A 12,480-nucleotide genomic window follows, 5' to 3' on the forward strand; every position below is an offset into this window, starting at 1 on the left:
CGTAACAACCTTCAATCAAGAGTGGTACAACCTAGGAATGCAAGACTATTTGCCCTCATGGCGTTGGTGGTGGACAAAGAACTTTATGGGAAAAAATGCCACAGATGCTTCAACAGATATGACAGCAGAGTTCACATGGGATGATGCATGGTTTGGAGGTTCATGTTTGCAAATTACAGGAGCAACAACCAAAGCCTACTTGCAACTATTCAAGACAAAATATCCTTTGGTGAATAACGATATTTTCACCATTCGTTATAAAGTTGTTTCAGGATCAGGAACAATAGCATTAACCACATCAACTGAAGCTGCACCTACAACAGAGATTGCAGGAACAATAGTATCAAATGCAGAAGCAAATGACGAGTGGGAGGTTAAGACTATTAAAGTTGCCAACCGTAATGGTTTGAAATTAGACGGACAAACATTAGCTCAACTTGGATTGAGATTTACTAATACAACATCAGATTTCAAAGTGTTGATTGGTGAAATATCTTTAACTCGCGGAACATCTACAACACCAGGAGCGCCAACAATTAAGACATCAAAAACAATGGCTCGTAACTACAAAGGTGTTGACGTAAAAGTTGTATTTGATATGACAGCACACGATAAAAACTCATCAGGACGTCAATCATATCAATCAATTTATAACGCAGATGTCAATACATGGTACTATAAAATCTACACACAACAAGAAGGAGGAGAAGCAGTATTGTGTACCTCAACAACATCGTGGGCAGCATACGTGGTTGGAGCACCTTACGATCTTGAAAAAGGCGGAAGAATCCGAGTAGGAGTAAGTGCAGTATCTTTAGATGGTAAGAGCGAGAGTACAATTAGCTGGAGTTCATATATGAGCGTACCTGCTAACCAAACAGTTGAAGGATTCTCAATAGATAAACCAATCATCAAAGCAGGCGAGAAGTTTACAGTAGCATTTGACGATCCAACACACGCGGCAGCAACATGGGTAATTAAAGCCTCAGAGAACGACGCTGTAAAAGGAACATTCAATGCAAAATCATTTACAACATCGTTAAGCGAAGAGGGAATCTATGACTTGTATTTGACAATGAAAGGAACAACAGAGATATATCGCGGTAAGATCCAAATTTCTCCAGCAGAGGTAGGAGCAATGCCCGAAATCAAAACTCTAACAATGAGCGGACCAAATGGTAAAGATTGGGTAGTGGAAGGCGAAGAGGCTACATTCTCATATACAGGACGCTCTGATGCTGACGGATATGTATCACGCGGTATGGCTCTTGGAGAGAAAGCATTCGGTATCCCTGCTTCTCAACTTGGATTCAATGACCAAACACAATTTACATTGACTTTCTGGATCTATATCAATAAATTCAACCATGGTGTTGATGGAACTCAATTCTTGAATATCCGTTCGGCAGCAACAGGATGGCCTGATAGTGATTGGGGATTCATCTGGAGTACAATAGGTACAGGTGAAAGCAAAGATGATAATGGAAATACAATACCTGAAGGAACTCTATCTTTCTCATACAGAGATGGACAAGCAAATACAGGTATCGTTGTTCCTGTTTCACAAGATTTCCAATTCAAAACAGATACATGGTATCATGTAGCATTGGTAATGGGTTATACATCTAATAGAACAATGCTTTTATATATCAATGGTAAGAAGGTAAGCGAGGGAGCTGTTCCTACAGGAAGAGTTGTTTACCCATGGCTTTCATCAAATGTAATTATGATTGGTGGTAATGCATTTAACCGTGCAGGTATTGATGGTACAATCGATGAGGTTCGTTTATATAAGAAAGCTCTTACAGCTTCTGAGGTTAAAGGGTCAATGCAACATCAATCTTCATCAGTTAGCGATTCAGACTTTATCGGATATTGGGACTTTGAAAGTGAAGCACAATCTGATAATACCATAAAGAGTATAGGTTATAATAAGGACCTTGTATCAGGAACTTATGAGATTAAGACAATTTCTCAAGGTAATAACCAATATATGCCTCAATCAATATCTTTTGCTGCCGGAGCTCCATTTATCTCAGGAACAAACTATAAGATTGAGACATTACCATCTTGGAAATTGAAAAAAGCAAGTTTAATTTCTTCAGAAGGAAATAAAGATGCAGGAAATGCAAAAGTTATATATGCAGAGGCAGGAGATTATACTGCAACATTAACTCTTAGCAATGGTTGGGGTTCAGACACAAGAACTATTGATGTTGTAACTATATACCCAACAGGAGTTGAGGATGTGGCGGTAGAGGAGATGATGAAAGCATTCCCCAACCCATTTGAGAATGAGGTATATGTAAGTTTCGTAGAGGAAGGTATCTATACAGTAGAACTTTACGACAACGCTGGACGTATGCTTAACCAAGCTTCAGTAGCAGCAACAGCAGGTGAGGTAATCAATATTCCTGTTGATGGTGAGGCTGGAATCTACTTCATCAAAGTTAAAGGTGAGGGTGGTCTTCTTAAAGTTATGAAAGTAGCGAAGAAATAGTTCTTAGTTTTTAGTTGTTGGTTTCGTAACTACAACCGCCCAGCGGGTAGTTGTTAGAAACCGATAATAAAGCAAGAAAATAACTTTACGAGGGTGCAGAAATTTTTCTGCACCCTCTTTTTGTACGAAGCACTGAATGCCCTATTTACACTATAATGTAGGGGCACAGACAAAGCATTTGCATAGCAAATAAAATTGACTTGCAGACCAATTTGTGCTCCCTATTATTTATAATGCAAATACCTTTAAATTCCTCGTTCTGTTTCCTTTAAATTGGGGTAGATTCCACTCTGTTTTATGATGGGTGCGGTATTATTTTATAAATACTCCCTCAAATTGCTCTTTAAAACATCGTGTGCAATTATTATATTTGTTCTTTGAAGATTCTTATCTCTCTTTAACTTATTAATCAATAGGTCTATAATTGATAACTTATTTGATAAATAAAATATTTTTATGGTAATTTATTTGTAATTGAATATTTTTTATTATCTTTGCAGTCGGAAATCAGAATTACTGATCACCACAAATGCGGATGTGGCGTAACTGGTAGCCGCGCTAGACTTAGGATCTAGTGTCGAGAGACGTGTGGGTTCGAGTCCCGTCATCCGCACAAAAGAGCAACTTCAAAAGTTGCTCTTTTTTTATCCCTTGCAATTCATATTTATTAAAGTTACATTCTTCAAATATATTGCTTAATTATTTATCGTCAAGCAATGCTTTGTAACGACCTTTGTTTTGTTCATAATATTTGTAAAATAATTTGCTCTTTTTATTTAGTCCGCTATAATTTATTATATTTATACCCAAAGTTCAGAATATAAATCCATAAATTATTTACAATTTTTTCTCGCTGTATTTCAGAGATTTAAAAACTTTCATCAAAAAAAATTGTAGAACGAATGAACTTTTTTGTTTTTAAATTGTTCTGTATAAGAAATATTAAAAAGTGCAGTAATGAATGAAAGTGGAGATCTGTTTGTGAAGAGGGTTTTAGAACTACAAGGAGTATTATATATCTATGCTTATTCTCTTACATCAAATATTGATGATGCAAAGGATCTTTTGCAAGAAACACTATTAAGAGTTCTCAACAATAAGGATAAATACATTGAGAATACCAATCTTAAAGGTGGATGGTTACTATTATGAAACATATATTCTTTAACAACTACCACAGAAACTCATATACTAAAACAATAACAAATAATACAGAAGAGCTCTATTCCCTGAATGATTTGCAGAATGTAGCAGATACCGAAACACCCGAGAGCAGATTAGAGGTTCAATATATTAATCGCATCATAGCAACATTCTCGGAAGAGCATAAAGTTCTACTTTCAATGCTCATTGCAGGATTAAAATATTCTGAAATTGCACAAGTATTAAATCTCTCTGTTGGAACAGTAAAGAGCAGAATATTTTACATGCGTCAAAAATTACAGATATTGCTCAAAGATTATAGATAGAGTTTTTTTGTTTGAGTCTTATGTGTTCTTGCCCTTCTATACTTGCAACTAAATAAAACTGAGGCTGACTAAAAGCCGTTACGGATTTTTAGTCAGCCTCTTTATCAATATAAGAAAACTAATAACTCCTATTTAGTACTTCGTACTGAGCGAACAGGTGCCGCAGATTTTGATGATTTGCTTTTTGAACTGCTGCTTTTGGGTTTACTACTTTTTGACTTAGAACTACTGCTTTTTGTTGATGATGTTTTAACACTCTCAGTGCCTCGTGTTGAGCGAGTAGGTGCTACTTCTTCTTTTGCGGGTTTCTCTTTCTTCTCACTTACTGTTTGCTCAGTAGTTTTGCTCTCCTCTTTTGCTGCCTTCTCTTGCTCTATCTCTTCTGGATTTTTTACCCATAAGTTTTTCTCAAAACTTTGAAGTTGTTTCTCAATCTCTTGTCGTGCACTATCTTGTGCTGCTTGCTCAGGGTGAAGTTGCATTAGCGACATATTGCGAAGATTCATAGTTTTGTAAATCTCTCCTTCGAACATACGCAATTTAAAGAAGTCGTCAAATGTGTAGTTGCGAACATTGTTCTCGCTACTTGTTAAAATGTACTGTTGTGCCATATAGGGGCGAATGTCAGAGTATTTTACCCAGAACATGGGGTATTTTATTGCTTCGCCTCCAAAATCATCGGTGCGGTGCAAGATAGGACAAATTGCCTCAATTTCGCATTTTACACCTGAGTTGCGTTGATCAAATACCCACTTCTCTTTAATGTAGTACGAAAGAACTTCGTTTGCAGGAACATCACTTGGATCGATAGTATATTTTACCTTTCTTCCTGTTTGTGAAGCACTCTCTTCGTAAATTATATGGAAACGATCAAGAGTCTCTTTTACGTTGGCTTGATACTTCTCGTTAAATATCTCTCTACCATCAAGATATTCATAAACAACTATTTGCCCGTCTGCCAATAGTTTCATAATAAGACGGAATAGGTTCTCTTGTTCTTCGGTACTCTCCTCAGGATAGTATAGAGGTAGATTCTTCTCTTTTTTAAGGTCAAGAGAACGGTAAATTATACGATTCCATGGTATATCTGCCGGAGATAGAGCCTCTTTCTCATATAGATTTTGCGCTCTTACTGAAAGAGAACTGTTACTCTCTTCTTTTTTTCTTGCACTGCCGCTCTTAATAGAGGCACGAGTTTGTGCGTCAACTTCGGGAATTGCAAAGATTGCAACAAGCAATAGTGCTGTTAAAATTTTAATAGTACGTTTCATATTTAGTGAATATTTATTTCAGTAGCGTTATTAGTTTACAAATACCTCAATAGGTGATATAGTTCTCTCTATGCCGTCGGGGCCTATTGCTTTTACTTTTGATATATAGAAGCGTTTGCCACGAGATAACTTTTTAATTGCCGCCTTTTGTCGGTCAGAGAATTGTGCTCCGTTTGATACCTCAGGCATTGCATTTCCCATTGAGTCAAATATTACTGTCTCAAACGATAATACTCTAAATGATATATTCAAAAGTCCGTCATCAATTGCAGCCTCTATACCCGGTGCTTTAACTAGAAGCGCCTTGCTAATTGGTTTTCCTCCGCGATAGCGTTGAGTATTACCTTTGTCGTCTTTGTAGGTTATGAAAGGCATAGGATCGGGGAGTTGTCTTACTCTAAATACTGTTTGACTAACAGTTTGTGTGCGTCCCTCCATATTTGCTATAACCGAGATTGTTACATCTTCTCCAATTTTCTTGGGTTTTGCAATCCATCCATTACCTGAGCGAGTTAATGTTCCGTTTGTCATAGATGCTGATATTGCATTGTTTGGGATACCCGGTACTGATATGCTTATGGGGTTTTCAATCCCTGCATAAAGCACGTTCATCATAGTTGCCGAGACTGTTGCCGAAGGCTCTATAACAGTATATGATGAGGTGAAAGGATGGCGAAGAAGTGAGCCGTCTCCTGCTGCAACCTCTAAATATCCGCTATAACTGAATACTCCTGTTTGGTTACATATAAACTCATATAAACCATTCTTCTCTTTATCCAACTCTTTGTCTTCAATAAATATTGTTGGAACTTGAGTGGTATCAACTGCGGCCAATACTATGTTTGCTGAGTATGAACTACCACGCATAACGGTTTTTGATACTGGGATAACGTATGCATCCATACGGTTTACCCTTACGTCGCCCTCATCAATATTGTTACGCAATATGTGAAGAATTTCGCTCTCGGCATAACGTATGTCGTTTTGTAGTTTTGTAAGAACTGTAATTGCTGCAGCAACAGGCATTCCTTCAAAAGTCTCCTCCTCCCATGTTTTGTTCTTAATCAACCCCTCTTTGTTACGAGCCACTGGGTATAGGTAGTCGCTGATAACTTTACGTTTAATTGAGTCGTTAACCATAGGGGTAACATAATCGGCATACTCGGTTAGTGATGTACGAAGTTTTTTACCTTGTCCCTTTGCAGGAGATAACATAATGTGTGATGCCGCTTCCAAATCATCCATTCGTATAATGTTGTTAACATCACCGTCTCTTCCGTCTGCTTGTTTCACGATTGAAACTTTTAAAGAGTCAATATAGTTTACTAGCTCTTTAGTGCGGTTACGAACGTCAGTTGCTTTGCTGTACCAAGCACCCGATTTTTCAGGGTTGGTAATATTATAATCGGTCAACTCTCCATATAGGGCTTCGTTTTGTTGAGAGGCATTCTCTGTTGAACGTGCAAGGCTATCTTCCACTTGTCTGAAACCATCCAACACGTCGGTTGAAACATTTAGGGCAAGCATGGCAGTTAGCACAATGTACATCAGATTTATCATCTTCTGCCTCGGCGTCATATTTGAATAGTTGTTCGATGCCATTTTATTTATATCTCTATTGTTTTATAATTGGTATAAAAACCTATTCTTTATCGCTATTATCTTCCTCGTTTTTCTTTGGAGTTGAACTTTGAGGTCTTAATCCGGCCATAGGATTGTTATACATATTAACTGTCATGGCTGCCAACATATTCTCATATACTGAGTTGAGTTGTGACATATATGTTGTCATACGCTCAGTCTCTTTGCAGTAACGAGTGCTATCGTCAACAGAACTCTCGTACATATCGCGAATAGTTCTTAAACCTATATTTACTCTGTCAATATTATCTAATTGAGAACTAATGCTCTTCAATTGTATCTCATAAATAGTATTCAAACCAGCAAGGTTGCGATTCAAATCTTCCATTTGAGTAACATAACCTTGAGAGTGTGAAGTTATATTGTCTGAGTTGTCAGTAATGTTACGGTACGATTCCAAAAGAACATTAGAAACTTGTGTTAGAGATTCTGTTGCTCTCTTGAATTGCTCCATTTGATTTGAAATAGCAGATAGTTGCTCCAAGTAGTTTTGAGTAGCCGAAGTCAACTCTGCCATTTTAGATAGTTGCTCGGCAGCAGTTGATAATCTCTGTATGCTTTGAGATAGAGATTGAGTGTCTGTCTCATCTAATTGAATATCCGATGGGATTCCTGCTGTACGTTTTGCGTCTTCGGGCGATACGTATGGCATTGCACCTCCGCCAATTATTATAGTTCCTCCACCAACTGCTGTACCCTCTTGCATATTTGCAGTAGTACCTTCGCCAGTGTTTACTCCAATAGGCATATTCCCTACGAAACCGCCACCACCGCCACCGCCTTTAAACTCAGGGCGATCGTTGGGATCGTTGCTTTTAAGAACAGGAAATACCTCTTCCCATTTATACTCTTTAGCAGGGGCATCAAACGCTGTTAATATAAACATCAATACCTCAATACCCATACCTAACGATAGCATAAAGTTACCTCCGGCAAGGTGCAAGATTTTAAATAAAGCACCAAGAATAACTATTGCTGCTCCTATACTGTATGCAAAGTTGAAAAAGCGTTTGCCTTTCTCACTTGCTACGAATTCTTTAAAACGTAACTTATATGATTGAAATTTTTCGTTTTTCATTGTTGTTCACTTTTTGAGTTATTGATACTATTTGCGTCCTTTTGCAAAACCTACTTGAGTGCGAACGCAACGGAAACCTATGTAAGAGCGTTGTTCGTTTTGATACTCCCACATTCTAATGTCGGAACGTATGAAGTTTGATACATCTTTCCATGAACCACCACGTATGATTTTTCTCTTCATTTGATATGGATCCTCTTTTGCTGCATTGTATTTGTAGTCGGGATTCATATCGCTTGTATATGCCATTCCTCCCTCGCTGTAAGCTGTAGATGTCCATTCTGATACGTTACCTGCCATATCGTACAAACCAAAGTCGTTTGGTGGGAATGTGGCTACGTTTGATGTAATCAAATTACCATCTTTTACGTAATTTCCCTCTTGAGGTTTGAAGTTTGCATTAAAGCAACCTTTCTCGGTCATAGGAATATCTCCACCCCAAGGGTATTTATTTTCGTTCATACCTGCTCTTGCTGCATACTCCCACTCAGCCTCTGTTGGAAGACGGTATGGCTCAATGAATGGGGTTTGAAGAGAAGATATTAGATATTGTGTACGCCAAGCACAGAATGCATTTGCTTGTTCCCATGAAACTCCAACAACAGGATAGTCGTTATATCCAGGATGAGAGAAATAGAGACGCATATATGGCTCGTTGTAAGCATTATCAAAGTCGTTTACCCAAGCAGTAGTGTCGGGGTAGATGTTAACAATATAAGTATTTAGGAAGTCAAATTCGCTGCTTAAAGGGCGAACAATTGTCTCAGTAATAATTTTCCCGTCATCATTGAGGAATGCTGTATCTTTTGATATAATAATCTCAGCCTCAAGGTCAGGTTTTATGTCGGTATTTAATACACGACGAGTTGGGTCGAGACGGTTTTTACGTTTAGCAGCCTCAGTATGGTTGAATATCTCATAACGATAATTCATTTGAGTAGGATCCAACTCTTTCTGACCGGTTATAGGATTTATTCTATATACACTTTCAATAGCACGAGCCTCATCCTCAGTTGGGTTTTTCCAAGGAATTGCTCTTGCCCAGTTTAGGTAAGGTTTAACGGGATTACCTTCGCGGTCTTCCTCAATCTTGAATGCTTCGTTACCTCCGTATGCGGGATCGGCAAGGCGTTCGCGAATGATTGAGTCGCGTACCCAGAATAAAAATTGTTTGTATTTGCCATTGGTAATTTCGGTTTCATCCATCCAAAACGATTCAACCGATATTGGTTTGTCGTTTTTAGGAGTACCCCAAATAGAGTCCTCTTCAGAACAACCAACAGTAAACGATCCTCTCTCAACAAGAACCATTCCGTATGGAGTAGGTTCGCCCCACGCCATTGCTCTTACGCCAACAAGTTCGCCTCCGTTTCCTCCCGATGATGTTGGAGCACATGAGGTAACCAATGCTATTAACGCTGCTATAAAAAATAGTTTTTTCATACTTTTAAAGTTTTTACTCTTCATTCAACTTTATGAGTGTTAGAGTAGTCTTATACTTTTATGTTTATTTTTTGTTTTCTTTCCCAATTCAAGTTTCATGCTATAACCCAAAAATACTTCGTGGCTACCGCTGGTTGCCTTAACAATGTCAGAGAGAGCATAATCGTAGGCGTATCCAAGTCTTATGCCTTTCCATTCTCCTCCTATCATAAATATAAGAGCATCGTTTAAGCGGTACGATAGACCTCCCCATATAAATTTGTTGTATTTAACAGTTGCCCCAAACTCAATCTGAAATGTTTGAAATGTGGTCTTCAACAACAAAGAGGGTTGCAATATGATTAACGAGTTTTTAAACGGAATATTGCCTCCAGCTAAAAAATAATATGAAGAAGGTATATAAGTTTCGTATTTTTCATCAAATGTTATAGTGGGAGAGGTGAGGTGCTGTGCCGAAATCCCTGCCCAAAAATATTTGTGAGTATAGTGTATGCCAAATCCTAAATCAAAACCCATTCCCTTTGCTTCGGCAGTTGGAATAGCATCGTCGGTTTGGTTGTGGTATTCGCTCTCTGGAATATATACTTCAGTTCCATCAAACACTTGATTTATAAGTCCTAATTGAAGTCCAAGTCCAAGTTGCCCGCCTAATAGTTTAACCTTAAAAGAGTATTGTAACCCAATAGAGGTGTTTGAGAATAGACCTATCTTCTCGGTTGCAATTATTGCTCCCACTCCATGCTGTTGTTTAAACAGAGTGAAGGGCATATCTCCCATTATAAGAAAAGTTTTTGGAGCACCTGGCATTCCCACCCATTGTTGGCGAGTTGCTCCATGAATATTTAGTTTGTCGGTAGCTCCAACTGCTCCGGGATTGTAGTACGAGGGCAACTCCCAATATTGACTAAACTGTGCATCGTATTGAGCGTAACCCTTTGAGGTTATACCCATTATAAAGATTAAAATCAATATTATTTTGTATCGGCCCATTTTTTAATTACTCTCAAATACTTTTAACAACAAGTACCTTATATATAACTAAAAAATAGGTGTAAAATTGTTTAAAATGGTAACTAAATTTAAGAAACTATTCAAATTTGCAGAGATTACATAATATATTTCTTTGCATTAGATGATAGATTACGCTATTATTTTGCTCTATTGTAGTAAATAAACTAATTATTACTATGGGAGTATTTACTACAAAGAAGACTATTTATGGCAACGCTTCGCTAATACCTACTGTTGCCGAACGAGTTCGTCAGGCATTTGCTGCCGATGGTTATGAAGTAAGAATTAATAATCTTGCTAACGGACAAGAAGTTTGCATCACTAAAGGAGGATTCGTTAAAGTGGCTCTTGGACTTCGTTCAGCCTTGAAGATTACAATGAAACCTACTCAAGAAGGAAATATCCTCTTTGAAGCTGGAGTTAGCATATTCAAGCAACAGTTTCTTCCAACAGTTATCTCTGCCTGTTTTTTCTCTCCTGTTGTCATTGCACAGATTTGGGGTATGATTAAACAAGCAAAACTCGATGAGAAGGCTCTAAGAATTGCTGAGCAAGCGTTATATCAAGCCAAACCAATTTAATTAATAACAGAACTATGAAAACAAAAATTTTTAATCTCATCATTATTGATGAGAGTGGCTCTATGCAGAGCATTAAGAGAGAGGCTATTAATAACATAAACGAAACAATTCAGACTATTCGATCGGCTCAGAAGAGACATGAAGATCAGTACCACTATGTGAGCCTTGTGACATTTAACAATGATGTAAAGACTCTTTATGAATGTGTACCTGTAGATGAGGTTCCAGAACTTAATGCAAAAACTTATAAGCCTGATTGTTGCACAGCATTGTATGATGCTATGGGTATTTCATTAAATTCTCTTGGCAAGAAAGTTGCAGAAGAAGACAAAGTGTTGGTAACTGTTGTTACAGATGGATATGAGAATGCTTCAAAAGAGTACAATGGCTATGCTATTAAGGCTCTTGTTGATGAACTTAAGGCAAAAGGTTGGGTATTTGCTTATATTGGAGCCAATCATGATGTAGAGGCGTTTGCTGCAACTATTTCCATTAACAATGTAATGAAATTTGAGACTACATGTGTAGGCACTATGGATATGACGGATCATGTAAATAGAAGCCGTGAGCGTCTTTATTCTCGTATTGCCAGACCTGATTTTAGTGCAGATGTAGCCAATAATAACTTCTTTGATGAAGATATATAGTAATACGAAATGCTAATAAACAACCTGCATAGGAAGTTTATGAATAGTGTCATAAAACAAGAAGAACAATTTCAATCGAAATTGCTCTTCTTGTTTCTTTGCTGTGGTGCCACCAGAAAATGAGTTCCATTTCTAAATGGCTCTATATCTTTGCGGTTCCCGCGAAAATAAGCTGCACCTCGGCATAGTTTAAACAAGTTTATCTTTGCTCTCGGTTTGTATTATTTTTGTCGTTAAAGAATCGCAACGAACGTAATCTCCCGTTATTGCTCCACCTCAGTTCGGAATCCCTACTTTACATATTATACTATCAGTGATAATTGCATATTTGGGTTAATGTCGCTCACACCTCAACCTATCATAAAATATAGAAAAAGTGAGGTTTTTGCATATTATATGATAGGTTGAGCACTTGCATGGTCACTTGCATGGTAGTATCATTAAATTAGCTTATGAACAACTTATGCACTAACTTGTACACCCTTATATCAACTAGGTGCCGACTAGGTTCCGACTGGGTGCCATCATGGACACTATCATGAGTAGTTCATGAGCACTTGCGGTACAACGATAAAGCTATTTATGAATTTGAAACTATCATCAACGTATGCACATAAATACTTGTATCGCCACACCTCTTGCTTAATATCAAGTTCAGAGTCAATTCTCTTTTATATTCTATGCGGTTGGTTTCGGTCATATACTCGTATTATTTTAATGGTTTTTATTAATTATATTGTCATCTTGAATATATGGGTACTTTGAGAAATCATAATACTTAGGTTCATTATCCACAATGTAACACATATCTCCATCATAGTTAGCACTACCGAACGCAG

8 protein-coding genes, 1 tRNA gene and 1 pseudogene are annotated in these 12,480 nt (G+C 37.6%); 5 read left to right on the forward strand and 5 right to left on the reverse strand.

Annotation, left to right across the window (positions count from 1 at the left end; genetic code table 11):
* From IKK64_06075 to IKK64_06085, 3 genes and pseudogenes are all read left to right on the forward strand, one after another.
* A partial coding sequence (locus tag IKK64_06075) for a T9SS type A sorting domain-containing protein (protein ID MBR4119630.1) occupies positions 1–2,500 on the forward strand: 2,500 nt, incomplete at its 5' end.
* A 531-nt stretch (positions 2,501–3,031) separates the two neighbouring features.
* Positions 3,032–3,113, forward strand: a tRNA-Leu gene (locus IKK64_06080).
* Between the two features lie 344 nt (positions 3,114–3,457).
* Positions 3,458–3,969 (forward strand): annotated as a pseudogene (locus tag IKK64_06085) (RNA polymerase sigma factor).
* Between the two features lie 128 nt (positions 3,970–4,097).
* On the opposite strand, the gene gldN reads toward IKK64_06085, so the two are convergent.
* From gldN to IKK64_06110, 5 genes are read right to left on the reverse strand one after another with little or no spacing between them, the layout of a single operon-like run.
* Positions 4,098–5,240: a gliding motility protein GldN gene (gene gldN, locus IKK64_06090; protein ID MBR4119631.1), complete on the reverse strand. Its 1,143-nt coding sequence runs from the start codon at positions 5,238–5,240 to the stop codon at positions 4,098–4,100.
* A 30-nt stretch (positions 5,241–5,270) separates the two neighbouring features.
* Positions 5,271–6,842, reverse strand: coding sequence for a gliding motility protein GldM (gene gldM, locus IKK64_06095; GenBank protein ID MBR4119632.1), 1,572 nt, complete (start codon positions 6,840–6,842; stop codon positions 5,271–5,273).
* Positions 6,843–6,882: 40 nt separating this feature from the next.
* Positions 6,883–7,959 carry a gliding motility protein GldL gene (gene gldL, locus IKK64_06100; protein ID MBR4119633.1) on the reverse strand — a complete coding sequence of 359 codons (1,077 nt, stop codon included), beginning with the start codon at positions 7,957–7,959 and terminating at the stop codon, positions 6,883–6,885.
* A gap of 27 nt (positions 7,960–7,986) precedes the next feature.
* Entirely contained in the window at positions 7,987–9,402 is a 1,416-nt protein-coding gene (locus IKK64_06105; protein MBR4119634.1) for an SUMF1/EgtB/PvdO family nonheme iron enzyme, read from the reverse strand.
* Positions 9,403–9,441: 39 nt separating this feature from the next.
* The gene (locus IKK64_06110; protein MBR4119635.1) at positions 9,442–10,392 is read right to left on the reverse strand and encodes a type IX secretion system membrane protein PorP/SprF; all 951 of its coding nucleotides are present in this window, start codon (positions 10,390–10,392) and stop codon (positions 9,442–9,444) included.
* A gap of 197 nt (positions 10,393–10,589) precedes the next feature.
* Between IKK64_06110 and IKK64_06115 the strand changes: the two genes are divergently transcribed.
* Entirely contained in the window at positions 10,590–10,994 is a 405-nt protein-coding gene (locus IKK64_06115; protein MBR4119636.1) for a zinc ribbon domain-containing protein, read from the forward strand.
* Between the two features lie 14 nt (positions 10,995–11,008).
* Positions 11,009–11,641, forward strand: coding sequence for a VWA domain-containing protein (locus tag IKK64_06120; protein MBR4119637.1), 633 nt, complete (start codon positions 11,009–11,011; stop codon positions 11,639–11,641).
* Positions 11,642–12,480 lie beyond the last annotated feature (839 nt).

The sequence above is a fragment of the Bacteroidales bacterium genome (assembly GCA_017521245.1).
Taxonomy (GTDB): Bacteria; Bacteroidota; Bacteroidia; order Bacteroidales; family G3-4614; genus Caccoplasma_A.

Coding starts and splice junctions, on each gene's coding strand:
- IKK64_06110 (MBR4119635.1), bottom strand. CDS start 10,392: ATGGGCCGATACAAAATAATATTGATTTTAATCTTTATAATGGGTATA.
- IKK64_06115 (MBR4119636.1), top strand. CDS start 10,590: ATGGGAGTATTTACTACAAAGAAGACTATTTATGGCAACGCTTCGCTA.
- IKK64_06120 (MBR4119637.1), top strand. CDS start 11,009: ATGAAAACAAAAATTTTTAATCTCATCATTATTGATGAGAGTGGCTCT.
- gldL (MBR4119633.1), bottom strand. CDS start 7,959: ATGAAAAACGAAAAATTTCAATCATATAAGTTACGTTTTAAAGAATTC.
- gldN (MBR4119631.1), bottom strand. CDS start 5,240: ATGAAACGTACTATTAAAATTTTAACAGCACTATTGCTTGTTGCAATC.
- IKK64_06105 (MBR4119634.1), bottom strand. CDS start 9,402: ATGAAAAAACTATTTTTTATAGCAGCGTTAATAGCATTGGTTACCTCA.
- gldM (MBR4119632.1), bottom strand. CDS start 6,842: ATGGCATCGAACAACTATTCAAATATGACGCCGAGGCAGAAGATGATA.